This is a genomic window from Rhodopseudomonas sp. RCAM05734 (assembly GCF_052658035.1).
In genome coordinates this window covers 4,471,274-4,494,166 of record NZ_CP199742.1, presented here as the reverse complement: position 1 = coordinate 4,494,166, position 22,893 = coordinate 4,471,274, and the positions used below count along the sequence as shown (strand labels likewise).

The following is a 22,893-nucleotide window of genomic DNA, read 5'->3' as shown; positions in this document are numbered from 1 at the left end:
TGCTATAGTTGATGGAGTCATATTTGTAGTTCAGCAGGTTGCCGGGAGATGCGTTTTTGAACCAGAACGATCCGACCGATCATGCACTCGCGGCGATTGCGAGCATTCTCGATCATCCCGCCGAGAACCTGAGCCCCAGGACGGAGTCCGCTGCCCCGCCGGCGGCTGACGAACCGGCCCACGCTGCCGAACCGGTGGAGGAGCCGGCTCCGAGCATTGCCCCCGAACCGGAGGCCATCGACGTCGATCACTACGTGAAACTCGGCCCTGGTCCGCTCGAGGCGATCCGGTTTCGCTGGGCAGCGCGGCGCGACGACGAAGGCCGCTACTTCGTCGACGAGACCATCGGTTCGAATTCACGGCCGCTGAGCAGCGGGCCGATGCCGAAGGACGAGGTGATCGGTTTCATCGACGCGCGAGCCCGCGAGGCGCAGCAGCGCTTTGACGCGCTGAAAAGCCAGATGACACTCCGCCCGCACGACGCCGACCACGACGGCTACGAAGCCGGCGAGAGCTGACGCATCCCACCGTCGGACAACGGTGTGTCGATCGCTTCCCCGCGTTGAAACGCGCCGGCATCCCTGTAGAATGGCCGTCAACCTGCGCATCCAATCGCGGTGATGTGGGACAATGGGGGACACAATATGAGGGGACGCCTCGCAGCCGGCCTGTGCGCCGCGCTGATGTTCATGACCGCGCCGTTGCTCGCTCAGACGCCGTCGCGGCTCGACGACATCGTCAAGCGCGGGACCATTCGCGTCGGCCTGACCGGCGATTACATGCCGTTCAGTTCGTACCAGGGCGACACATCGACCTTTCGCGGCTTCGACGTCGACATGGCGGAAGCCCTGGCGAAGGCTCTCGGCGTCAAGGCCGAATACGTCAAGACCAGCTGGCCGAAACTGATGGCGGATTTCGAGGCCGATCAATTCGACATGGCCATGGGCGGCGTATCCATCACCCTCGATCGCCAGAAGAAGGGACTGTTCTCGACCCCGATCATGCGCGAGGGCAAGACGCCGATCGCCCGCTGCGCCGACAATGGCAAGTTCGAGACGCTCGCCGAGATCGATCGGCCCGGCGTCCGCGTGATCGTCAATCCCGGCGGCACCAACGAGCGCTTTGCGCGGGCCCATGTGAAGAACGCCGAGATCAGGATGCACAACGACAATGTGACCATCTTCGATGAGATCGCCAACGGCCGCGCCGACCTGATGATGACCGATTCATCGGAGACTTTGTACCAGCAGAAACTGCATCGCGGCGTGCTGTGCGCGGTACATCCCGGCAAGCCGTTCGACTTCGCCGAAAAGGCCTACTGGCTGCAGCGCGATGTACCGCTGAAGGCGTTCGTCGATCAGTGGCTGCACATCGTCATCGAGGACGGCAGCTACAAGTCCATCTACAGCCGCTGGTTCGACTAGATTTTCATCACATCGGCGGTCGCATTTCGCCAAGAAAATGTCGCCATCCGCGGGCACCTTGTGCGGCGTCGGCACGCCTTGGCGTGGCTTCGGCATTGACCGGTCGCGCATCGCGGCCGTCGCCAACGCGCCTGCGGCAGATCACCGACGCTGCGCGCCGCGTATGAAACCAGACTGATAGCAAACCGCTCAGGAGGTCATCATGAAACGGCTTGTGACCCTCGCCACACTGCTATTGGCCGGCACCGCCGCCCAGGCGACCGATGTCTCGATAGCCAATAGCACCGATTGCCGTAATACACCCTGCCCTGCGACGGCGATTCCGGCGCGTACGCCATCACCCGCCAAACACAGCGCCGCCGCACCGGCCGCGGTTCAGGTGAAACCGCACGCCGCGAACGCGGCCAAGTCCGCCGACAAGGTCACCAAACTGAGCGCGGTGCCGGCTTCGGTGGCCGCGGCGCGCGCCGAAATGCCGGTGGCCAAGCCGGCGACGCCCGCGGTGACCAACCCCGCGGTTGTGGCGTCGCTGCAGAAACAGCAGCCCGTGGCTCCGCGTCCGCCGAGTTCCCCGCTCGGGGTCTGGCTCACCGAGGAGAAGGAAGGCAAGGTTCGCATCGAGCCTTGCGGCACCAACCTGTGCGGCTATTCTGTGAACACACAGACCGACGCCAATGCCGATCAGGTGCTGATCAACATGAAGCCTGTGAGCGATATCAAATGGAGCGGCCGGATCTTCGATCCCAACAGCGGCAGCACATATGATTCCACCACCGCGCTGAAGAGCCCGGACAGCCTGCGCGTACAGGGCTGCGCCTTCGGCGGGATGTTCTGCGGCGGCCAGACCTGGAGCCGGGTGAACTGAGCGTCACTTCGCCCCACTGCGGACGTTGCGCCTGCCCCGAACGACAACAGACGTTTGTCAGCCGCCCACCGCTGCATTGTAGTCCGCGTCGGACACCTGCTCCATCCAGGTGGCAAAGCTGCCGTCGAGGGATTCCTGCATGGCGATATGGACCATGCCGTTGCTCGGCGAGGCGCCGTGCCAGTGCTTCTCGCCAGGCGGAATCCACACGGTGTCGCCGGGCCTGATTTCCCTGACGGGCTCGCCCAGCGTCTGCACCCGGCCAACGCCGGAGATCACATACAGGGTCTGGCCAAGCGGATGGCTGTGCCAGGCGGTGCGGGCGCCGGGCTCGAAGCCGACGCGGGTCGCCACCAGCCGCGCCGGCGCTTCCGCCGCGACGATCGGGTCCTGCCAGACAGTGCCGGTGAAATAGTCCTGCGGCGCGCGTGCCGTAGGACGCGAACCGGCGGCGATGATCTTCATGGCATGACCTCCTGAGCAACCCTCATGGTGAGGAGCGCGCTCTTGGCGCGAGTCTCGAACCATGAGGGATGAACATTCCCCCATCCTTCGAGACGCGGCGAAGCCGCCGCTCCTCAGGATGAGGGTTGATAACAACAGTCGTTACTTCTTCGACGCGGCGTAGCGCGCCTTGGTCTCGGCGTTCATCGGATACAGGCCCGGCAGCACGGCGCCGTTGTTGACCTCGTCGACGATCCACGCCTCCATGCGCTCCTGCTCCGCGCCTTCGGCGAGGATCAGGTCGAGGAAGGCCTTGGGGATGACCACCGCGCCGTCCTGGTCGGCGACGATGACGTCATCCGGGAAAATGGCAACGCCGCCGCAGCCGATCGGTTCGCCCCAGCCGACGAAGGTGAGGCCGGCGACCGACGGCGGCGCGGCATAGCCGGCACACCACACCGGCAGGTCGGTACCGAGCACGCCTTCGAGATCGCGGACGGCGCCATCGGTGACCAATGCAGTCACGCCGCGCTTCTTCATGCGCGCGCAGAGGATGTCGCCGAAGATGCCGGCATCGACGACGCCCATGGCGTCCACCACCGCGATGCAGCCATCCGGCATGGCTTCGATGGCGGTGCGGGTCGAGATCGGCGACGACCACGACTCGGGCGTGGCGAGATCCTCGCGCGCCGGCACGAAGCGCAGCGTGAAGGCCGGGCCGACCAGGCGCGGTGCGCCGGGACGCAGCGGCCGGGCGCCGCGCAGCCAGACGTTCCGCAGCCCCTTCTTCAGCAGGACCGTGGTGATGGTCGCCGTTGAGACTTTCGACAGAATGGCGATGGCTTCGGGGGTCAGGGACATGGCGCGGCTTCTTCCGGTGAGGTTTGATTGGCGGCGCATCTTGCGGGGCAAGGCCGCCGCGTCAAGGGGCGTCAGCGCGCATCGCAAGGCGCGCCACGCATGGCAATCGATCACCCCAGCTTATCGCACTGATGTGCATTAATTTATTGAAGTCGCACGGCTATTTGCAAGAAAGCGAATTCCGTTCCGCGGTGAAACGCGCTACAGCCGCAGCGTCCAACACCGATGTTGTGAGGCCATGATCGCGCCCCTTTCCCCGCCCCGTATCCTGCCCAGTGGCGACGCCGCGATCACGGTCGAGTTCAGCCGCACCATCGACGCCGACGCCAATCGCCGCGTGCTGGCGCTCGATCGCCATTTGGCGCGCGAGCCGATCGCGGGGATCACCGAGACCGTCCCGACCTATCGCTCGCTGCTGGTGCATTACGATCCGCTGCAGATCCCCTTCGACATGCTCGGCGAACAGCTGGCGGTGCTGGGCCAGCTGCCGGTGCCTGCGGCCGCCCCGGCGCGGCGCTGGCGCGTTCCGGTGGCCTATGGCGGCGAGAACGGCATCGATCTCGAAGATGTCGCCAGGACCCTGAACATCACCCCGGACGAGGTGGTGGCGCGCCATGTCGCCGGCGACTATCGCGTCGCCATGATCGGCTTCACGCCGGGCTGGTCCTATCTCAGCGGCCTGTCGCCGGACATGCAGATGTCGCGACGACAAAATCCCCGGCTGTTGACGCCGGCCGGCACCGTCTCGATCGGCGGCATCCAGACCGGCATCCAGTGTCTCGCCGGCCCCAGCGGCTGGCACCTGCTCGGGCGTACAGCAGTCCGCACCTATCAGCCGCATCGCGATCCGATCTTCCTGCTGGAGCCCGGCGATGCCATCACCTTCTCGGCAGTGGACGAAAAAACCTTCGCCGAACAGGAGCGCGCCGCCGACGCCGGCGAGTTCGTCGCCGAACTGATGCCCTCATGAGCAAGCTCCTCATCACCGCCATCAGTCCCGGAAGCTCAGTGCAGGACGCCGGCCGGTTCGGCGCGCAACGTTACGGCCTGGTGCCGTCCGGCGCCGTCGACCGGGTGGCGCTCGCTGCCGCCAATGCGCTGCTCGGCAATGCGCTGTTTGCCGCCGCCATCGAGATCGGTCCGCTCAATGCCGTCGTCACCGCGCACGGCGGCGCAGTCCGCGTCGCCCTCACCGGCGCCACGCGCCCGGCCGACATCGCCGGACAACCGGTCGCGCTGAATACGTCGGTGACGCTCAATGACGGCGAGAGCCTGAACATCGGTGTCGCCCGCGGCGGCGTGTTCGGCTACCTCGCCATCGTCGGCGGCGTGCAGGGCGAGCCGATGTTCGGCAGCCTTGCGGTCAATGCCCGCGCCGGACTCGGCAGCCCCTATCCGCGCCCGCTGCAGCCGGGCGACGAGTTGCAGCTCGCCACGGCCGTCGGCAGCAGTGGCAGTGAGAAGCGCATCGATCTGCCGGCACCGGCGGATGGCCCCATTCGCGTGGTGATGGGCCCGCAGGACGACGAGTTCGGCGACGACGCCATACGGGCGTTTCTCGACAGCGAGTGGAAAATCTCGGCCATGAGCGACCGCATGGGCTATCGCCTCGAAGGTCCGGCGATCAAGCACCTGCACGGCCACAACATCGTCTCCGACGGCACCGTCAATGGCAGCATCCAGGTGCCCGGCAACGGCGCGCCGATCATGTTGATGCCGGATCGGGGCACCTCGGGCGGCTATCCGAAGATCGCCACGGTGATCTCGACGGACCTTGGCCGCTTCGGCCAGACCCAGCCCGGCCGCGGCTTCCGCTTCAAGGCCATCAGCATGGCGGAAGCGCAGGCGGAATACCGCGCCACCGCCGACTTGCTGCGCAGCCTGCCCGGCCGCGTCCAGGACGCCGATACGCAGTCGCTCGACATCGAGGCGCTGACCTCGGCCAATGTCGCCGGCGTCGCCGTCAGCGCCACCGACGCCTGGAGCTGGCAGACCCAAATGCCGGCGGAGGCCGGCGACTAGTTTTCAAAACCCTGCGAAGCGGAAAGCACAACCATGAGCATCGATCTGAACTGCGATCTGGGCGAAAGTTTCGGTGTCTGGGAGATGGGCAACGACGCCGCCATGATCGATCTGGCGAGTTCGGTCAACATCGCCTGCGGCTATCACGCAGGCGACGCCGACGTGATGCGCAAGACGGTGCAACTCGCCAAAGCACGCAACGTCTCGATCGGCGCACATCCCGGCTACCGCGACCTGCACGGCTTCGGGCGCCGGCCGATCGTCGGCCTGACGGCACTGGAGATCGAGAACCTGGTCGCCTACCAGATCGGCGCGCTGCAATCGATCGCCGCCATGGAAGGCTACAAGGTCACCCACGTGAAGGCGCACGGCGCCATCTCCAACGTCGCCTGCGAGGACGACATGACGGCGCGCGCCATCGCCGCTGGCATCAAGGGCGTCGACCGCAACCTGGTGTTCGTGGTGCTGTCGAATTCCAAGCTGGTCAGCGCCGGCGAAGCCGCCGGCCTGCAGCCGGCGCACGAAGTGTTCGCCGACCGCGCCTACGAGGACAATGGCAACCTGGTGTCACGCAAGAAGCCCGGCGCGGTGCTGCACGATCCCGTCATGGTCGCCGAACGCGTGGTGCGCATGGTGCAGGACGGCGCGGTGACGTCGATCACCGGCAAGGTCATCAAGATGAAGATGGACACGGTCTGCATTCACGGCGACACGCCGGGCGCCGTGGAGCTCGGCCGCCACGTACGCGACGGGTTGAAGGCGGCGGGGATCGATGTGAAGCCGTTCAAGGCGGGATAAACCTCCACCACGGCAAGCACCGCCCTCATGGTGAGGAGCGCGTCTCCTCGGCGCGCGTCTCGAACCATGACGCGCGTGGCATCCTTCGAGACGCGGCGAAGACGCCGCTCCTCAGGATGAGGTCGGAGGTTGTGGCCTTGCTCAGGCCTACATCACCTGTCGTTCAACATCCCCTCATGCGGCAGACCCTCGATCGGGCATTCTTCCACACCCACCGTGGTGCGCGTGAACGCCTCGACGTTCTCGCGCGCCTTTTCGGGATCAGAGACCCAGGTCGAGTAGAAATCGAACGGGCAGCCGCTGACGCCCTTGTTGCTTTCGCCGGAATTGATGGTGCCGGTGTAGCCGCGGTGCAGCAGCTTGAAGAGATGGTTTTCCGACTGGCCGTTGCGGCGGGCGTCGCGGATCAATGATTTCGACAGCGCGGCGTACTGGATGCCGTAATCCTCTTCGCCGCATTCGCCGAGGGTGCGCCCGTCGAAGCCGATGATTGCCGAATGACCGAAATAAGAATAGACGCCGTCGAAGCCCGACGCATTGGCAACTGCGACATAGACGTTGTTGGCCCAGGCCATCGCCTTGGCCATCAGGACCTGCTGGTCCTTGGCCGGATACATGTAGCCCTGGCAGCGCACGATCAGTTCGGCGCCCTTCATGGCGCAGTCGCGCCAGATCTCCGGATAGTTGCCGTCATCGCAGATGATCAGCGAGACCTTGAGGCCCTTCGGGCCTTCCGAGACGTAGGTGCAGTTGCCGGGATACCAGCCCTCGATCGGCACCCACGGCATGATCTTGCGATACTTCTGCACGATCTCGCCCTGATCGTTCATCAGAATGAGCGTGTTGTACGGCGCCTTGTGCGGATGCTGCTCATGGCGCTCGCCGGTCAGCGAGAACACGCCCCACACCTTGGCCTTGCGGCACGCTGCGGCAAAAATGTCAGTCTCCTCGCCCGGAACCTGTGACGCCGTCTCGTACATCTCCGCGGAGTCGTACATGATCCCTTGCGTGGAATATTCCGGAAAGATCACCAGATCCATGCCGGGCAGTCCGGACTTCATGCCGACGATCATGTCGGCGATCTTCTGCGCGTTGGCCAGCACCTCGGCCTTGGTATGCAGCCGCGGCATCTTGTAGTTCACGACGGCGACGCCGACGGTGTCCTTGCTGGATGAAATATCGCCGTGGTGCATCGCTGAACTCCCTGCCAGAACCGACGTCTGTCGGCGTCATGCAAGGAGGACCAGGCCACCGACATCGCGCCGCGTCGAACGGGCGCTACAGTCAGCCAGCTACGGTCGCGCAGCCATACGTGGATTCGCGGATGCAGGAAGGCTCCTACGCGGGACGATCAGAACGGATGGACCGACAGTGTCCCCAGCACGATGGCGGCGATCAGCGCCAGCGAGCTGTACAGCGCGAAGGTCTGGATATGGACGGCCGAGCCGCGCGATGCCATGCGGGCACGTCCATGCAAGCGGGCTTCCGCAGACAGTTCACGCATCGTGGTTCTCCAATCGGGCATCTCACGCATAACAAAATGCTGATTTGCCCCTGAAGCAAGCGCGCCTCGAAAATAACGATACGGACTCCGCAAAACCACGCTGCAGAGACGAAACATCTCCGGATCGATTCATCGCGAGAATTTTATTCGCTCAAGTTTTATGGACTGACGGTATTCCTGATCGTCGCCCCCGGCAGTCTCAGTACACGTCCTGCTGGAAGCGCCCGCTCTTCTTGAGGTTGGCGACGAACAGCACCGCCTCGTCGGTGGAGCGCGCGCCGTGCTGGGCGACGATGTCGACCATGGCGCGTTCGACATCCTTGGCCATGCGCTTGGCGTCGCCGCAGATATAGACGTGGGCGCCCTCGGCGAGCCAGGTCCAGAGGTCGCGGCCGACCTCGCGCATGCGATCCTGCACGTAGAATTTTTCGCCGGCATCGCGCGACCACGCCAGCGACAGCCGGGTGAGAAAACCCTCGCTCTTCATGGCGTTGAGCTCATCGGCATAGAAGAAGTCCGAGGCGCTGCGCTGGTGGCCGAAGAACAGCCAGTTCTTGCCCGGCGCCCTGGTCGCCTTGCGGTCGTGCAGGAAGGCGCGGAACGGCGCGACGCCGGTGCCAGGTCCGACCATGATGATCGGCGTTTCCGGGTTCTCCGGCAACGCAAAACCGTGCGCCTTCTGCACGTAGACCTTGAGCTGGTCGCCGGGCTGGATGCGATCGGCGAGAAAGCTGGAAGCCAGCCCGTGCCGCTTGCGCTTGCCCACCACATAGCGGACGACGTCCACCGTCAGCGACAACTTGCCAGGCGTGGCATTGTGCGACGACGAGATCGAATACAATCGCGGCTGCAGCGGCTCCAGCGCCTCGACGAAGGCTTCCGGATGCGGCCGCACATTGGAGAATTTCTGCAGCGCCGCCATCACGTCGAGCGTCGCGGCATCGCCGTCGGGGTCTTCGCCCTGCGCCAGCGCGCGTGCCTTGGCGCGCGTCGTGCCACCGGTGAGATAGGAGATCAGCTCGAACAGGCTGTCCGGCGCCGGCGCCAGCGACACCTCGTTCTGCAGCACCTCGCGCAGCGTCTTGCCGCGCACCTCGGTGGTGTGCGACGCGCCGAGCAGCGCGATGATCTGGTCGACATGACCGAGATCATTGGACGCGAAGATGCCGAAGCTGTCGCCGACCACATAGTCGAGCCCGCAGCCCGACAGGTCGAAATCGATATGCCAGGTTTCCTTCTCCGAGCCCTTGCCGTTGAGCAGGCGGCGGCCAAGGAAGGTCGCAGGCGCCGGATTGTCGCGGGAGCGGCCGAGCGTCGCGGGATCGGGCGCGGCAGGCGCCGCCGGCTCGTCCACCGCTTTGGCGGCTGGTGCACCACCTGCCGCCGGCGCCTTCTCCAGCTCCTCGTGCAGCGTCTTCAGCATCCGCGCGGTTTCCTTGCCGCCGGGCACACAGAGGTTGAGCCGCGCCTCGGCCTTGCCGGCCAGCGCATCTGCGTAGTCGTTGCAGTTGTAGCCGCACTGGCCGCAGTCCTGCTGCGCCATCGCCGCCATCATCTTGCGCCTGATCGGCTTGCCCTCGGCGAGCTTCATGCGGTCGGCGATCGGCATGGTCTGGTCGTGCCACGGCGCGCCGTCGTCCTCTTCCGCCATCACGGCAGCGCCCTGCTCCGCCGACAGCGGCGTGGGCGCATCCGACAGCAGGCCGGCGAAGAAGCCGTTCAGCCACGAACGCTGCGCTTCCGAGAACGGCGCAGACGCGGGAATGATCTCGACTTTGGGAGGCGGCGTCATCTGGTTCATGCGGACACCTGTGCGTCGGCGAGTTTGCGCAGCGTCTCGCCGTCGTGGCGGCGCGCGAAAGTGAGAAAGGTTTCATCGGGCGAGGCGCGGTTCGCCATGTAGGCCTTGAGCAGTTTTTCCACCACGAGCGGCGCGTCGTCCGACTTGATGTCGCGATAGACCTCCTGCCCGACATCCGCACCGGGCCCGAAGCTGCCGCCGGTGAAGATATGAAAACCGTCGACCGTATCATCGCCGTCGCCCACCGCGACGCGCGCGCCGATCATGCCGACGTCGCTGATGTAATGCTGCGCGCAGGAATGGTGGCAGCCGGTGAGATGGATGTTGATCGGCGTATCCAAGGTGACGCGCGGATCGCACCAGTCGGCCAATGTGGCCGCGGTGGCCTTGGTATCGGCATTGCCGAACTTGCAGCCGGCGCGGCCGGTGCAGGCGATCAGCCCAGCGCGGATTTCGGTGGTGGCGATGGAAAGGCCGATGGCTTCGATGGCGGCGGTGGCCAGCGCCACCTTGTCGTCGGGCACGCCTGGGATCAGCAGGTTCTGCCAGACCGTGAGGCGGATATCGCCGTCGCCGAGATCCCGCGCGATCTTAGCCAGGCCGCGCATCTGGTACGAGGTCACTTTGCCCAGCGGCAGCGCCACGCCGATCCAGTTCAGCCCCGCCTGCTTCTGCTGGTGCACGCCGAGATGCGCGTTGCGGTCGAAGGCCGGGCGCGGTGCCAGTGCCTCGGCCGGCACGCGGGTGAAGGCGTGGCCGAGCTTCTCCTCCACCAGCAGCAGAAACTTGTCCATGCCCATGCCGTCGATGACGTATTTCAGCCGCGCCTTGAGCCGGTTGGTGCGGTCGCCGAGATCGGTGAACACACGCACGATGGCGTCCGACACTTTTGTCGCATCGGCCGGCTTGACGATGATGCCGGTGTCTTTGGCAAAATCCTTGTGGCCGGTGATGCCGCCGATCCCCAGCTTGAACCAGATGCCCGACTCGACGCCGAAACCATCCTTCACCTCGACGGCCTGGAACGCGATGTCGTTGGTGTCTTCGAGCACCGCGATCTTGCCGGCGCCATCGAAGGCCACGTTGAATTTTCGCGGCAGGCCGATCAGCGAGCGGTCGTTGAGGATGTGATAGTGCCACTCGCGCGCATAAGGCCTTGTGTCCAGCAGCTCCTGCGGATCGATGCCGGCGGTCGGCGTGCCCGTGACGTTGCGGATGTTGTCGGCGCCGGAGCCGCGCGAGCACAGGCCAAGATCCTGGATGCCTTCGATCAACGCTACCGCATGCTTCGGCGGGATCTCGCGCAACTGCAGGTTGGCGCGGGTGGTGACATTGGCGAACGGCGCGCACAGCCGGTCCTGCAGGTCGGCCATGCCCGCGAACTGCCAGTGGGTCAGGATGCCGTTGGGAATGCGCAGCCGGCACATATAGGAATCCTGCGTCGGTCCCACATAGAACAGGCCGTAATAGCGCCAGCGAAAGTTGTCGGCCGGTGACGGCCGCGCATCGCTCTGCGCCTGCTCCTTCAGCCTGTGATAGGCATCGAACGGGTGATATTCGCGCTTCCACTTTTCCTGATCGACCAGCTTCTTGCCGGCCGCCAGCGTGCGATCCTGCGCCCTGATATGCGCCGCTTCCGGCCCGGTCGGTTCGGCAGTCGCCTTAGGGGATGCGCCGCCGCCAAAGCCCTTGCCGACGCGGCTGATCTGCAGCCCGGTGGTAAAGCCTTCCAGGTAGCGCTTCTGGTCGTCGGTGAAATCGACGGAGACGGTCTCGATTTTCATGATTGCGACGAAGCTCCTGCAGCCACTCGCGTGGCGCCAACGGGGAAACGGAACGACTAACCGCACAGAACTCAGGGCACATAGCGCGTCTGATGTCTGGAGCGGTCCGATCAGCCTCGTTGCTGCGGAAATCCATCTTGGATAGTGGCCGGCGGGCATCTGCGAACGCCGGCTGGGACAAGACATTCAAGTCTCGTGCCAGCGGCTCGGAAAAATATTCGTCATAAACTTCAGAACGTTATGTCGCTCTGCGGCGGTCGGCTTAGCGCGGCATGCCGGCATTTTGCACCGCACGCTCAATAATTAGACGGCGACTAAATCGCAGTCACTCGGGTCAGGCACGTTCGTCGGCGCCGCCTCGAACCGCGCGGATGAGCCTCACCCCTTCACGCGCGCGATCTCGAACGCCGCCAGATGCGCGGCGATATTGCGGGGGTCGAAGGCCGGGCCGGCAAATGCGCCGATAGCGTCACCGTCGGCGGCCGGCGGGGCCGCGAGGCCCAGCGCGGCGTCGTAGAGATCCGGCCGGAACACCGCCTCGGCAGTCTTCAACGCCTCCGGGTTGAATGGCGCCTGGCCCCAGCGCACCATCTGGGCATAGAGCCAGGCCGCCTGGGTGGGGTCGGGCCTTGCCGCGCCATTGCGGCCGAAGGCCATGAAGTTCGAATTTTCACGCGGCGCCCCGCCTTTCGCCGTCGCCAAACGCCCCGCCAGCACCGCATGAATGATCGCGGCGTCGGCATCGACGCGGTCGGGACGCGCCAGCAGCGCCGCGACCTCGTCGCGGTTGCCCGGCTCATCGATGAAGTCGGCGGCCTTCTGGTGCGCGCGGATCAGCGCCGACACGGTGTCCGGATGCTCCTCGGCCCAGCGGCTGCGCACGGCCAGCACCTTCTCGACGGCGCGGGTCAGAATGTCCGGGCCGAAATGCAGGATGCGACCGATGCCGCGTTCAACCGCCACCGCGTTCCACGGCGCGCCGACGCAAAAACCGTCCACATGGCCGTTGGTCAGGCTGTCCACCATGTAGGGCGGCGGCAGCACCACCAGATGCACGTCCTCGTCGGGATCGACGCCGCCGGCGGCCATCCAGAACCGCAGCTGGTAATTATGCGTCGAGAACGGGAACGTCATGCCGAATGTCAGGGGTTCGGCGCCGCTCTTGCGCCTGTCCGCCGCGACGCGGGCCAGCGCCTGCGCGGTCGCCAGGGGATCGGCGATGTCGCCCTGCAGATGCGCCACGATCTGGTCGTGCAGCGCCGGCGACACCGTGATGGCGTTGCCGTTGAGATTGAGCGTGAACGGCGAAATGATCGGCACCTTCACATGGCCGAGCCCGAGGCTCGAGGCGATCGCCACCGGCGCCAGCAGATGGGCGGCATCGAACAGGCCGATATTCAGCTTGTCGCGCACGTTCGACCACGACACCTCGCGCACCAGGGTGACATCGAGGCCTTCGTCCCTGGCAAAGCCCTTGTCGACAGCGACGATCAGCGAGGCCGCATCGACCAGCGGGATGAAGCCGATGTGAAGCGGTTGACCGGTCATTTCAGCAACTCCGCCGCGGTGATGATCGACTGCGCGATATCGCCGATTTTCTTTTTCTCGCGCATCGCGGTGGAGCGCAGCAGCACATAGGCCTCCTCTTCGGTGAGGCCTTTCAGTTTCATCACGATGCCCTTGGCGCGATCGATGATCTTGCGGTCCTCCAGCGCCGACTTGGTGCGCTCGAGTTCGTCCTGCAGCTTGGAGAAGGCATTGAAGCGCGAGATGCACAGATCGAGAATCGGCTTGATGCGCTCCTTCTTGAGCCCGTCCACGATATAGGACGATACCCCGGCGTCCACCGAGGCGCGCGCCGACTCGGAATCGCTCTGGTCGACGAACATCGCCACCGGCCGGCGCACCGCGCGGCTGACCTGGAACATTTGTTCCAGAATATCGCGGCTGGGGTTTTCGAGATCGATCAGGATGACGTCCGGGTCCAGCGCGTAGATCCGCGCCAGCAGGTTGTGCATCTCGCTGATATGCTGGACATCCAGATAGCCGGCCTCGCGCAGCCCCTCCTCGAGGATCGCGGCCCGGATCGGGCTTTCGTCGACGATGACGATCTTTGGCGACGTTTCGTTCGGCATCGGTGTCGGGATTCCCTGCTGGTCCATCCATAACACGGGCTCAGGCCGCTTAAAGCCTTGTATTTATGAGTAAATAGGACTAGCTCCTGCCCTTCAATCAGGCAGATCGAACATGCAGCAGGCCCCCGCGCCCAAAATCTCCTTTGTTTCGCTGGGATGCCCCAAGGCCCTGGTGGATTCCGAACGCATCATCACGCGGCTGCGCGCCGAGGGCTATGAACTGGCGCGCAAGCATGACGGCGCCGACATCGTCATCGTCAACACCTGCGGCTTCCTCGACAGCGCCAAGGCGGAGTCGCTGGGGGCCATCGGCGACGCCATGGCGCAGAACGGCAAGGTGATCGTCACCGGCTGCATGGGCGCCGAGCCCGAGCAGATCGAGGCGGCCTATCCCAACGTGCTCTCCATCACCGGCCCGCAGCAATATGAGAGCGTGCTGGAGGCGGTGCACCGCGCGCTGCCGCCGGTCTACAATCCGCATCTCGACCTGATGCCGCCGCAGGGCATCAAGCTGACGCCGCGGCATTACGCCTATCTGAAGATCTCCGAAGGCTGCAACAACCGCTGCAGCTTCTGCATCATCCCGAAGCTGCGCGGCGATCTGGTGTCGCGCCCGGCTGCCGAGGTGCTGCGCGAGGCCGAGAACCTGGTGAAGGCCGGCGTCAAGGAACTGCTGGTGGTGTCGCAGGACACCTCGGCCTACGGCGTCGATGTGAAGTACGCGACCTCCATCTGGAAGGACCGTGAGGTCCGCGCAAAATTCTACGATCTAGCCAAGGAACTCGGCGAGCTCGGCGCCTGGGTGCGCCTGCAATACGTCTACCCCTACCCGCATGTCGACGAAGTCATCGGCCTGATGAACGCCAACAAGAACGTGCTACCCTATCTCGACATCCCGTTCCAGCACGCCGCACCCGAGGTGCTGAAGGCGATGAAGCGCCCGGCGGCCCAGGACAAGACCCTGGCACGGATCAAGAAGTGGCGCGAGGAGTGCCCGGACCTGACCTTGCGTTCGACCTTCATCGTCGGCTTTCCCGGCGAGACCGAGAGCGATTTCCAGTACCTGCTCGACTGGCTCGAGGAAGCGCAGATCGATCGCGTCGGCGCGTTCAAGTACGAGTCGGTGGCCGGCGCGCCGTCCAATGCGCTCGGCAACGCCGTGCCGGAAGAGATCAAGCAGCAGCGCTGGAACGCGCTGATGGAGCGCCAGCAGAAGATCTCCGCGCGTCGCCTCAAGCGCAAGGTCGGCACCCGCCAGCAGGTGATCATCGACGAGGTCGGCCCGACCGTGTCGAAGGGCCGCTCGAAGTCCGACGCGCCGGCCATCGACGGCGCGGTCTATGTCTCCGCACGTCGCCCGCTCAAGGTCGGCGAGATCGTCACCGCCAAGATCGAACGCGCCGACGCGTATGACCTGCATGGGAGTGTCGCGGGGTTTTGATACCACGCGAACTGTCGTCGCCCGGCCTGCACGCACTTGCGCGCCAGGACCGGGCGACCCAGTAAACGCCGGCGCAGGCGATAGAACCGCGATGCTTCCGGATACTGGATCCCCCGCTTTCGCGGGGGATGACACCAGAGAATGCGACACCGCCGCCGCATCGATTCCGCAACTCCACTTGACACACCTCACCCCTCGGCTGTATTCGCCCGCCATGACCTTCAACCGGACCTTGACCCGCGCTGCCCTCCGTCGTCGCTCCTGCGACGATGCCGGGTTGCGCCATGTCCGAAGACGACGCTGAACGCCTGACGTTCAGTACGTTTCGAGAAGGCCGCACCCGCAGTGCGGCCTTCTTCCGTTTCGGGGCCGCCTGTTCATTCCCAGCACAGGAGACCGCCATGACCATCGCCACCCATCCGTTCGACGCCCTGATGGATATCACCCCGCGCCCGCATATCGTCTTCGCCAGGGGCGAAGGCAGCCGGCTGTGGGACGACACCGGCAAGCGCTATCTCGACTTCATCCAGGGCTGGGCGGTGAACAGCCTCGGCCATTCGCCGCCCGTTCTCATCGACGCACTGACCGCGCAAGCCAAACGGCTGATCACGCCGAGTCCGGCGTTCTACAACGACGCCAGCCTCAAGCTCGCCGCGGCGCTGATCGCCCATAGCGCTTTCGACCAAGTGTTCTTCACCAGCTCCGGCGCCGAAGCCAACGAGGGCGCCATCAAGCTCGCGCGCAAGTTTGGCGCGCTGCATCGCAATGGCGCTTACGAGATCATCACCTTCGAGAACTCGTTTCACGGCCGCACGCTGGCGACCATGTCGGCGTCGGGCAAGAAAGCCTTTGAGCCGCTGTTCGAGCCGAAGGTGCCGGGATTCCCCAAGGCTATCACCAATGACATCGCCTCGGTGGAACGGCTGATTGGCGCCAACACCATCGCGGTCATGCTGGAGCCGATCCAGGGAGAATCCGGCGTGTGGCCGGCGACGCCGGAATTCCTCCAGGCGCTACGCGCGCTGACCAAAGAGCACGGGCTGCTGCTGATCGTCGACGAGATCCAGACCGGCATGGGACGCACCGGCACGCTGTTCAACTACGAGCAGGCCAGCATCGCGCCGGATATCATGACGCTGGGCAAGGGCATCGGCGGCGGCGCGCCGCTCGGCGCCCTGCTCGCGACAAATCATGCAGCCGTGTTCGAGCACGGCGACCAGGGCGGTACCTTCAACGGCAATCCGCTGATGTGCGCGGCGGGACTTGCGGTACTCACGCACATCGCCGAGCCGGCCTTCCTGAAGTCGGTGCGCGACCACGGCCTGTTTCTCGCCGACGAGCTGCAGCGCATCTCGGCGCGGCACGGACTCGGCGGCGTGCGCGGCAGCGGGCTGTTGCTGGCGCTCGACCTGAAGCGGCCGATTGCTGCCGCCGTGGTCGCCGCAGCGCTTGAGGACGGTTTGCTGCTCAACGCGCCGCGGCCCGACGCGCTGCGGCTGATGCCGGCACTCAACGTCACCCGCGCCGAGATCAGCCAGATGATCGCCATGCTCGATGCGATCCTGACGCGGATGGGCGCTGCCAGATGCGTCGGATGAGGCGCCAGGCGTGATCCACCAGAATTCGACCGGCTCTATGCGCGTGTGCGCCACCCGGGGCATCGCTCCCAAAATTCAAACATGAGGACACAATGATGAGTATTCGCGTCGGTATTGTCGGGATCAGTGGTTTTGGCGGCGGCGAGGCGATGCGCCTGATCGCGAGCCACCCGTCTTTCGAACTCGTCTACGCCGCGGGCGACGGCAGCGCCGACAGCCGGTTGGTGGACCGCTTCCCCGGTGTCCCGGCCATGCTGGCCGAGCTGGTGATTGAGAAGTGGGATCCCGCGACCCTGCCGAAGCTCGACGTGCTGTTCGCGTCGCTGCCGACGGGCGCCTCAGCCGAGGCGCTGGCGCGCGTCCCCAGGGACGTGAAGATCGTCGATATCGGCGGCGACCACCGCTACGTCGAGGGTTGGACGTACGGGCTGGCTGATGTCTGGCCAGTCCAGATCGGGGGGCAGACCCGCGTTGCCAACCCGGGCTGCTTTCCCGCGGCGACGCTGAACGCTCTCGCGCCGCTGCTGGTCAACAAGCTGATCGAGCCTGGCAACATCGTGATCGACGCCAAGACCGGCATCTCCGGTGCCGGCCGTGGCGGCGCCGACAGCAGGTTCGGCTACGCCGATAGCAACGAGAACCTGCAGCCCTACGGTCTGCTCAAGCACGTCCACATGCCCGAGATCGCGGAGACGATCGAGCGGCTGAGTGGCGGCAGCGCGGCCGGGCTGGTGTTCACGCCACACCTGGTGCCGATGACCCGCGGCGTGCTCGTCACCATCTACTGCCGCGGCCGCGCCACCACGGACCAGTGCCTGGACGCGGCCCGGCGCTTCTATGCCGGGCGGGCGTTCGTCCGCGTGACCGACAAGCCGCCGCAGACCAAATGGGCGACCGGCTCGAACCTCGCATTCGTCAGCTATGCCGCCGATCCGGAGCGCAATCTGGTGATCGCGATGGGCGTCGTCGACAATCTCGGCAAGGGCGCGGCCGGTCAGGCGGTACAGAATGCGAACCTGATCTGCGGCCTGCCGGAAACCACGGGGCTGGACGGCGCACCCCTTTGGCCATGAGATCTCTTGCGAGTCCGTGTTGTCCGTCGTTGGCTTGTGCGACTGCGCGTTCCCCGGACGCGATGCACTACGCCGCTCGGCGGCGTGGTGCTTCGCAGATCCGGGGTCGGTCCAATCACGGCGCCTGATACGGTCCCGGATCTGCGCAGCAGCATGCGATGCTGCGCATCGCCATGTCGCGGCGCGTCCGGGACACGAGGCCGGCAACGGCGAGCGCAAGAATCTCTCACAGAGACTATTGACTATTATCCTATTTAAGCCTTATAGTCTCCCCGTCCTGTTCACCGAGGGGCGCTGTCATGAGGCGTCTTGGTAGTGGAGCAGGATGCGGTGTCCCGCGCGCGTGCCTCGCAAGCACGCCCCCGGGAGGCGCGGGGAACCGTCCGGCCCCACTAAGAGGGTCTGCCTTGAGTGGCTGGACGCGGACAGTAAAGGCGGGCGAAATCCCGCCGCAGTGGCGTCTCTCAGGGGCGCGCACGCACTGTCCCGGAAGCACGGTCCCGTGGCCCTAAATCCCGCGGTGGCGCGCCCGCATGCGCCGCGACCCGCTTCGCCGTTGCGACGGCGTGACGGATCGCGTCCCAACCACCACAACCGCGCCTGCCGGCGCGCCGCTCCCCTCATGTCTGGAGGGGAGGACTGCTCACACCTCGGACGTCATCGGCGCCGCGAGAACAAGAGCACCTGGCTGTTTGACATTCGAATAGAGATTTGGCGCGAAGGCGCGCATCTTCACCCTCCCCTTTTGAGGGGGAGGGTCGGCGCGCAGTCCGCGCAGCGGATGCGCGGCGGGGTGGGGTGACAGCGCTGATGTCAGCTTCGATGCTGAACAAACACGGTGTCACCCCACCCCGACAACACCGCGCTGCGCGCCGTGTTGTCGACCCCCCCTCAAAGGGGAGGGTGAAGAAAAATGCGCCGCGTCGCCTCCAATCCCTACGGCTTCAAAATCGACGCACCCGTCGTGTTGCGCGCTTCCAGATCGATATGCGCCTTTGCGGCATCCTTCAGCGCATAGGCGTGGTTGATCGGCACGTGCAGCTTGCCGTCGATGACAGCCGAGAACAGCGTGTCGGCGCCTTCCAGCAAGTCCGAGCGCTTGGCGACGTAGTCGTTGAGCTTCGGCCGGGTCGCGAACAGCGAGCCGTGATTGTTGAGTTCAGCGATCGAGAACGGCGGCACAGGGCCGGAGGCGTTGCCGAACGACACCCACATGCCGCGCGGCTTGATGCACGACAGCGAACCCGGAAAAGTGGTCTTGCCGACGCCGTCATAGACCACGTCGCACAACTCGTTGCGGCTGATCTGCTTGACGCGATCGACGAAGTTTTCCTCGTTGTAGTAGATGACGTGATCGCAGCCATTGGCCAGCGCCAGTTCGCCCTTCTCCTTGGAGCCGACGGTGCCGATGACATGGGCGCCCATCGCCTTGGCCCATTGGCAGGCCAGCAGGCCGATGCCGCCGGCCGCGGCATGGATCAGCACGCGATGGTGCGGCTCGACCTTGAAGGTCTTGTGCAGCAGATACCAAACCGTCAGGCCCTTGAGCATCAGGACGGCGCCCTGCTCGTAGGTGATGCGGTCGGGCAGCTTGACCAGGCGGTCGGCGGCGAACACGCGGTCGGTGGCGTAGCTGCCGAGCGCCGAATAATAGGCGACGCGGTCGCCGGGATGGAAACCGGTGACGCCGGGGCCGACCTCGACCACTTCGCCGGACGCCTCGTTGCCGGCGATGAACGGCAGCTGCGGCGCCTTGTAGAGGCCGGTGCGGAAGTACACGTCGATGAAGTTGACGCCGATGGCGTGCTGCCGGATGCGGACCTCACCCGGGCCGGGGGCGGCCACATCGACGGCCTCGTAAACGAGAGCTTCGGGGCCCCCCACCTTGTGAACGCGCACGGCCTTGGTCATCATCTGGCTCCCTTGAATTTCTTCTCACCAATGCGATAGCCGACGAGCCATCGTTGTCAACTGCGGCCCGCTGGCGCGGCCACCGGTTCGCAAAATATGCTGTGCTTTGCGCACACCGCGACGACGCCAACGAAACCATGGAGAGCCCCGGCGATCAGGATCGGCAGCGCAGCTGGGATCGGCCGAACGCGACTATCGAGCTGTGGGCGTCAGCAGGCGGATGACCGTGTCGCCGCAGACAATGTAGACGGCAATGGCGCACAGCGCCGCACTCACCGGCGTCGCAACCCTGAAATCCTGCACCAGTGCCACGATGGCCAGCACGCCCCACAGCGCGATCAGCGCCAGGTTGAGCCGGCGCAACCGCGACACCCGCACGGGGTGGATGACGTGCAGCGGCACGAAGGTCAAAACGATCAGCGCCAGCACCGCGAGGCTGCCGACCCATTGCGCGGGGTGCAGCAGGAACAGATAGAACGCCACGGCATTCCACAGCGCCGGAAAGCCGCGGAAATGATTGTCCGAGGTCTTCATGCGCCGGTCGGCGAAATACAGCGCGCTCGACACCACGATGCCGACGCCGAGCGGCGCCGCGCTCATCGGCGCCAGAATGCCGCTGGCGGTGATCGCATAGGCCGGCACGAACACGTAGGTGATGAAATCGACCACGAAATCGAGCGCCTCGCCGGACCAGTCCGGCAACACCTGACCGACGTTCAGGCGCCGCGCGACGGGTCCGTCGATGGCGTCGATCACCAGCGCCACGCCGAGCCAGCCGAACATGCCGGCCCAGTGCATGCGCACCGCCTCCAGCATGGCGATCAGCGCGACGCCGGCGCCCAGCGCGGTGAAGATGTGAACGGAAAACGCCGCCGCGCGCGCGGATCGGGAAGAGATCGGAACATCGTGCGGGCTGGCGGTCATTTCCCGCCCAGTGCTATCAGGAATCACTCGCAATTGCACATGCCGGTTTGCGTCGTTCTGCCGCGCGGGAACGCTCGGCGGCGGCGCTGCGGCCTTGAAAATATCCGCGCAAAGGCCGATGGTTCGGGCATGACCGACCAAGCTGAAAATCCCATTGTTTACGATGTCGTGGTGATCGGCGGCGGCCCCGCCGGCCTCGCGGCGGCCATCGCGCTGACCGCAGCCGGTGCCGCCACGGCGCTGGTCGCCCGCCAACTGCCCTATGCGGACAACCGCACCACCGCCCTGCTCGGCGGCTCCGTCGATCTGCTGGAGCGGCTCGACGTCTGGTCGCGCTGCGCGGACAAGGCTGCGGCGCTGACGACCATGCGGCTGGTCGACGACACCGGACGGCTGATCCGCGCCCCGGAGGTCAAGTTCCAGTCCGACGAGATCGGCATGGAGACGTTCGGCTACAATATCCAGAACCGCGAATTGATGATCGCGCTGGAAGCGCGCGCCGCGGAAATGGACAGGCTCACCCGTTTCGACGACGAGGCGGAGTCGGTCGCGGTCGACGACATCGGCGCGGTCGTGCGCCTGCGCGGCGGGCCTTCCCTCTCGGCCAGCCTGGTGGTCGGCGCCGACGGACGGCAGTCGATGTGCCGCGACGCCGCCGGCATCGAGGTGAAGCGCCGCACGCTCGGCCAGGCCGCCCTCACCTTCAACGTCAGTCACACCCGGCCGCATCGCAACGTCTCCACCGAATTCCACACCCCGCACGGCCCCTGCGTATTCGTGCCGTTGCCAGGCGATCGCTCCAGCGTGGTCTGGGTCGCCGAGCCCAGGGAAGCCGAGCAGCTGATGGCCCTCAGTGACGAGGCGCTGTCGCAGGCCGTGGAAAAGCAGGCCCATTCGATCCTCGGCCGCATGCAGGTGGAGCCCGGCCGCTATCTGTTCCCGCTGGCCATCGAGCAGCCCAAACAGGTCGCGCGGAACCGGATCGTACTGGCCGGCGAAGCCGCCCATGTGGTGCCGCCGATCGGCGCACAGGGCCTCAATCTCGGGCTGCGCGACGCCGGCGACATTGCCGCCATCGTCGGCGACGCCCTCGCCGCGGGCGACGATCCCGGCGCGCCAATGGTGCTGACGAAATTCGAGCAGGCGCGGCGCAGCGACATTTCCAGCCGCACCTTCGCCATCGACATGGCCAACCGCTCGCTGCTCAGCGATCTCCTGCCGGTGCAGACGATGCGCGCGCTCGGCATGCATCTGATGGGTTCGGTCGGGCCGATCCGCCGCCTCGCCATGCGCGAGGGCCTGGCGCTGTCATGGCGCGCCCGCTAGCGCGCGCGCTCAGAACGCGATCTGGCCGGTCTTCAGCAGATACATCACCGACGTCAGCGTGATCACCGACATGAAGGTGCCGATCAGCACCGCCACCGAGGCGGGCTCGATCCAGGTATCGTATTGCCGGGCGATGATGAACACGTTGAGCGCCGGCGGCAGCGACGCCAGCAGCACAGCGGTGGCCGCCCATTCCGGCGGGAACGGCCCCGTGAGCCACATCAGGGCGAACACGATCAGCGGATGCACGATCAGCTTGACGGCGATCACGCCCGGAACCTCCCAGGGCACGCGCCCCATGGGCCGCAGCGCCACGGTGACGCCGAGCACGAACAGCGCCACCGGCGCCGCGGAGTTCTGCAGGAAAACCAGCATGCCGTCGATGGCCACGGGAAGCTGGACATGCAGCGCCGCCGCCAGTGCACCAAGATAGGCAGCCACGATCAGCGGGTGCAGCAGAATATGCTTGATGACGATGCCGATGGTCGGCAGCAGCGGTCGCTTCTCTGCGGCCGTCAGGGCCATCGCCAACGGCACGATCGAGAACAGGAAAATGCTGTCGAAGCAGAACACCAGCGCCGTCGGCACCGCCGCCTGGGTGCCGAGCACCGCGAGCGCCAGTCCCGGCCCCATATAGCCGATATTGCCGTAGCCCCCCGACAGCCCGGCCATGGTGGCCTGCCGCACCGGCAGCCCGCTGATCAGCCGCCCGACAAAGGCCGACAGAAAGAATGCCGTCGCCGTCGCCGCGGTCGTCGCGACCACGAACGGCAGGTTGTTCAACTCCTCGAACGGGGTCTTCGACATGATCCGGAAGAACAGCGCCGGCAGCGACACATACAGCAGGAAGAAATTCATCCAGCTGAGCCCGGCCTCCGGTAGTTTCTTCAGCTTCCCGCAGGCGAAGCCGATGAAGATCAAACCGAAATACGGCAGCGCCAGGTTAAGGACGTCCATCATGGGGGCGTGTTCTTCTTGCTGT

General features: G+C 65.5%; 21 protein-coding genes. 10 read left to right on the top strand and 11 right to left on the bottom strand.

The window, feature by feature from the left end:
• Positions 1–56 precede the first annotated feature (56 nt).
• The 3 genes from ACUXVA_RS21145 to ACUXVA_RS21135 all read left to right on the top strand — a co-directional run bounded on the left by ACUXVA_RS21145 (position 57) and on the right by ACUXVA_RS21135 (position 2,289).
• Positions 57–518 (top strand): hypothetical protein, encoded by a 462-nt coding sequence (locus tag ACUXVA_RS21145; RefSeq protein ID WP_265078576.1) that lies wholly within the window; start codon positions 57–59, stop codon positions 516–518.
• A gap of 126 nt (positions 519–644) precedes the next feature.
• Positions 645–1,424, top strand: a complete 780-nt coding sequence (locus tag ACUXVA_RS21140) for a transporter substrate-binding domain-containing protein (protein WP_413776364.1) — start codon at positions 645–647, stop codon at positions 1,422–1,424.
• Between the two features lie 202 nt (positions 1,425–1,626).
• Complete coding sequence (locus tag ACUXVA_RS21135) at positions 1,627–2,289, top strand: DUF2147 domain-containing protein (RefSeq protein ID WP_445487934.1); 663 nt, start codon at positions 1,627–1,629, stop codon at positions 2,287–2,289.
• Positions 2,290–2,346: 57 nt separating this feature from the next.
• Here ACUXVA_RS21135 and ACUXVA_RS21130 read toward each other — a convergent pair whose 3' ends face one another.
• Together ACUXVA_RS21130 and ACUXVA_RS21125 are read right to left on the bottom strand one after the other, a co-directional pair.
• Positions 2,347–2,754, bottom strand: coding sequence for a (R)-mandelonitrile lyase (locus ACUXVA_RS21130; protein WP_265078578.1), 408 nt, complete (start codon positions 2,752–2,754; stop codon positions 2,347–2,349).
• A gap of 141 nt (positions 2,755–2,895) precedes the next feature.
• Positions 2,896–3,594, bottom strand: a complete 699-nt coding sequence (locus ACUXVA_RS21125) for a ribonuclease activity regulator RraA (RefSeq protein WP_265078579.1) — start codon at positions 3,592–3,594, stop codon at positions 2,896–2,898.
• 238 nt (positions 3,595–3,832) lie between these two features.
• Between ACUXVA_RS21125 and pxpB the strand changes: the two genes are divergently transcribed.
• The 3 genes from pxpB to ACUXVA_RS21110 are packed head-to-tail and all read left to right on the top strand — an operon-like array spanning position 3,833 to position 6,414.
• Entirely contained in the window at positions 3,833–4,564 is a 732-nt protein-coding gene (gene pxpB / locus ACUXVA_RS21120; RefSeq protein ID WP_445487931.1) for a 5-oxoprolinase subunit PxpB, read from the top strand.
• The gene (locus tag ACUXVA_RS21115; RefSeq protein WP_265078581.1) at positions 4,561–5,616 is read left to right on the top strand and encodes a 5-oxoprolinase subunit C family protein; all 1,056 of its coding nucleotides are present in this window, start codon (positions 4,561–4,563) and stop codon (positions 5,614–5,616) included. Before pxpB ends, ACUXVA_RS21115 begins: the two co-directional genes overlap by 4 nt.
• A 33-nt stretch (positions 5,617–5,649) precedes the next feature.
• Positions 5,650–6,414, top strand: a complete 765-nt coding sequence (locus tag ACUXVA_RS21110; RefSeq protein WP_445487929.1) for a LamB/YcsF family protein — start codon at positions 5,650–5,652, stop codon at positions 6,412–6,414.
• A 152-nt stretch (positions 6,415–6,566) separates the two neighbouring features.
• Here the strand turns inward: ACUXVA_RS21110 and ACUXVA_RS21105 are convergent, their stop codons facing one another.
• The 6 genes from ACUXVA_RS21105 to ACUXVA_RS21080 all read right to left on the bottom strand — a co-directional run bounded on the left by ACUXVA_RS21105 (position 6,567) and on the right by ACUXVA_RS21080 (position 13,638).
• Positions 6,567–7,607 (bottom strand): aliphatic amidase, encoded by a 1,041-nt coding sequence (locus ACUXVA_RS21105; protein ID WP_265078583.1) that lies wholly within the window; start codon positions 7,605–7,607, stop codon positions 6,567–6,569.
• Between the two features lie 158 nt (positions 7,608–7,765).
• Entirely contained in the window at positions 7,766–7,918 is a 153-nt protein-coding gene (locus tag ACUXVA_RS21100) for a hypothetical protein (RefSeq protein WP_265078584.1), read from the bottom strand.
• Positions 7,919–8,117: 199 nt separating this feature from the next.
• A complete protein-coding gene (locus ACUXVA_RS21095; protein WP_445487926.1) occupies positions 8,118–9,719 on the bottom strand; it encodes a sulfite reductase subunit alpha in 1,602 nt (533 codons plus the stop codon).
• Positions 9,716–11,503 (bottom strand): NirA family protein, encoded by a 1,788-nt coding sequence (locus ACUXVA_RS21090; RefSeq protein WP_265078586.1) that lies wholly within the window; start codon positions 11,501–11,503, stop codon positions 9,716–9,718. The genes ACUXVA_RS21095 and ACUXVA_RS21090 overlap by 4 nt, the downstream gene beginning before the upstream one ends.
• 378 nt (positions 11,504–11,881) lie before the next feature.
• The gene (locus ACUXVA_RS21085) at positions 11,882–13,051 is read right to left on the bottom strand and encodes a CmpA/NrtA family ABC transporter substrate-binding protein (protein ID WP_265078587.1); all 1,170 of its coding nucleotides are present in this window, start codon (positions 13,049–13,051) and stop codon (positions 11,882–11,884) included.
• Entirely contained in the window at positions 13,048–13,638 is a 591-nt protein-coding gene (locus ACUXVA_RS21080; protein WP_265078588.1) for an ANTAR domain-containing response regulator, read from the bottom strand. Before ACUXVA_RS21080 ends, ACUXVA_RS21085 begins: the two co-directional genes overlap by 4 nt.
• A 112-nt stretch (positions 13,639–13,750) precedes the next feature.
• On the opposite strand from ACUXVA_RS21080, the gene rimO reads away from it, so the two are divergent.
• The 3 genes from rimO to argC all read left to right on the top strand — a co-directional run bounded on the left by rimO (position 13,751) and on the right by argC (position 17,750).
• A complete protein-coding gene (gene rimO, locus ACUXVA_RS21075) occupies positions 13,751–15,079 on the top strand; it encodes a 30S ribosomal protein S12 methylthiotransferase RimO (RefSeq protein WP_265078589.1) in 1,329 nt (442 codons plus the stop codon).
• A 401-nt stretch (positions 15,080–15,480) separates the two neighbouring features.
• On the top strand, positions 15,481–16,677 hold the full coding sequence (locus tag ACUXVA_RS21070) for an acetylornithine transaminase (RefSeq protein ID WP_445487922.1): 1,197 nt from the start codon (positions 15,481–15,483) through the stop codon (positions 16,675–16,677).
• Between the two features lie 95 nt (positions 16,678–16,772).
• A complete protein-coding gene (argC, locus tag ACUXVA_RS21065) occupies positions 16,773–17,750 on the top strand; it encodes an N-acetyl-gamma-glutamyl-phosphate reductase (RefSeq protein WP_445487920.1) in 978 nt (325 codons plus the stop codon).
• A 936-nt stretch (positions 17,751–18,686) separates the two neighbouring features.
• On the opposite strand, the gene ACUXVA_RS21060 is transcribed toward argC, so the two are convergent.
• Together ACUXVA_RS21060 and pcsA are read right to left on the bottom strand one after the other, a co-directional pair.
• The gene (locus ACUXVA_RS21060) at positions 18,687–19,661 is read right to left on the bottom strand and encodes a quinone oxidoreductase family protein (RefSeq protein WP_445487918.1); all 975 of its coding nucleotides are present in this window, start codon (positions 19,659–19,661) and stop codon (positions 18,687–18,689) included.
• Positions 19,662–19,853: 192 nt separating this feature from the next.
• Positions 19,854–20,585, bottom strand: a complete 732-nt coding sequence (gene pcsA, locus ACUXVA_RS21055) for a phosphatidylcholine synthase (protein WP_445487916.1) — start codon at positions 20,583–20,585, stop codon at positions 19,854–19,856.
• A 129-nt stretch (positions 20,586–20,714) separates the two neighbouring features.
• Between pcsA and ACUXVA_RS21050 the strand changes: the two genes are divergently transcribed.
• On the top strand, positions 20,715–21,911 hold the full coding sequence (locus tag ACUXVA_RS21050; RefSeq protein WP_445487914.1) for a UbiH/UbiF family hydroxylase: 1,197 nt from the start codon (positions 20,715–20,717) through the stop codon (positions 21,909–21,911).
• A gap of 9 nt (positions 21,912–21,920) precedes the next feature.
• Here ACUXVA_RS21050 and ACUXVA_RS21045 read toward each other — a convergent pair whose 3' ends face one another.
• The gene (locus ACUXVA_RS21045) at positions 21,921–22,871 is read right to left on the bottom strand and encodes an AEC family transporter (protein WP_265078594.1); all 951 of its coding nucleotides are present in this window, start codon (positions 22,869–22,871) and stop codon (positions 21,921–21,923) included.
• Between the last annotated feature and the right edge of the window lie 22 nt (positions 22,872–22,893).

What these genes read in the sequence shown, in the direction of transcription:
- ACUXVA_RS21140 (WP_413776364.1), top strand. Translation starts at nt 645, where the DNA reads ATGAGGGGACGCCTCGCAGCCGGCCTGTGCGCCGCGCTGATGTTCATG.
- ACUXVA_RS21100 (WP_265078584.1), bottom strand. Translation starts at nt 7,918, where the DNA reads ATGCGTGAACTGTCTGCGGAAGCCCGCTTGCATGGACGTGCCCGCATG.
- ACUXVA_RS21050 (WP_445487914.1), top strand. Translation starts at nt 20,715, where the DNA reads ATGACCGACCAAGCTGAAAATCCCATTGTTTACGATGTCGTGGTGATC.
- pxpB (WP_445487931.1), top strand. Translation starts at nt 3,833, where the DNA reads ATGATCGCGCCCCTTTCCCCGCCCCGTATCCTGCCCAGTGGCGACGCC.
- ACUXVA_RS21130 (WP_265078578.1), bottom strand. Translation starts at nt 2,754, where the DNA reads ATGAAGATCATCGCCGCCGGTTCGCGTCCTACGGCACGCGCGCCGCAG.
- ACUXVA_RS21085 (WP_265078587.1), bottom strand. Translation starts at nt 13,051, where the DNA reads ATGACCGGTCAACCGCTTCACATCGGCTTCATCCCGCTGGTCGATGCG.
- ACUXVA_RS21115 (WP_265078581.1), top strand. Translation starts at nt 4,561, where the DNA reads ATGAGCAAGCTCCTCATCACCGCCATCAGTCCCGGAAGCTCAGTGCAG.
- rimO (WP_265078589.1), top strand. Translation starts at nt 13,751, where the DNA reads ATGCAGCAGGCCCCCGCGCCCAAAATCTCCTTTGTTTCGCTGGGATGC.
- ACUXVA_RS21090 (WP_265078586.1), bottom strand. Translation starts at nt 11,503, where the DNA reads ATGAAAATCGAGACCGTCTCCGTCGATTTCACCGACGACCAGAAGCGC.
- pcsA (WP_445487916.1), bottom strand. Translation starts at nt 20,585, where the DNA reads ATGACCGCCAGCCCGCACGATGTTCCGATCTCTTCCCGATCCGCGCGC.
- ACUXVA_RS21110 (WP_445487929.1), top strand. Translation starts at nt 5,650, where the DNA reads ATGAGCATCGATCTGAACTGCGATCTGGGCGAAAGTTTCGGTGTCTGG.
- ACUXVA_RS21095 (WP_445487926.1), bottom strand. Translation starts at nt 9,719, where the DNA reads ATGAACCAGATGACGCCGCCTCCCAAAGTCGAGATCATTCCCGCGTCT.
- ACUXVA_RS21080 (WP_265078588.1), bottom strand. Translation starts at nt 13,638, where the DNA reads ATGCCGAACGAAACGTCGCCAAAGATCGTCATCGTCGACGAAAGCCCG.
- ACUXVA_RS21060 (WP_445487918.1), bottom strand. Translation starts at nt 19,661, where the DNA reads ATGACCAAGGCCGTGCGCGTTCACAAGGTGGGGGGCCCCGAAGCTCTC.
- ACUXVA_RS21105 (WP_265078583.1), bottom strand. Translation starts at nt 7,607, where the DNA reads ATGCACCACGGCGATATTTCATCCAGCAAGGACACCGTCGGCGTCGCC.
- ACUXVA_RS21045 (WP_265078594.1), bottom strand. Translation starts at nt 22,871, where the DNA reads ATGATGGACGTCCTTAACCTGGCGCTGCCGTATTTCGGTTTGATCTTC.
- argC (WP_445487920.1), top strand. Translation starts at nt 16,773, where the DNA reads ATGAGTATTCGCGTCGGTATTGTCGGGATCAGTGGTTTTGGCGGCGGC.
- ACUXVA_RS21125 (WP_265078579.1), bottom strand. Translation starts at nt 3,594, where the DNA reads ATGTCCCTGACCCCCGAAGCCATCGCCATTCTGTCGAAAGTCTCAACG.
- ACUXVA_RS21070 (WP_445487922.1), top strand. Translation starts at nt 15,481, where the DNA reads ATGACCATCGCCACCCATCCGTTCGACGCCCTGATGGATATCACCCCG.
- ACUXVA_RS21135 (WP_445487934.1), top strand. Translation starts at nt 1,627, where the DNA reads ATGAAACGGCTTGTGACCCTCGCCACACTGCTATTGGCCGGCACCGCC.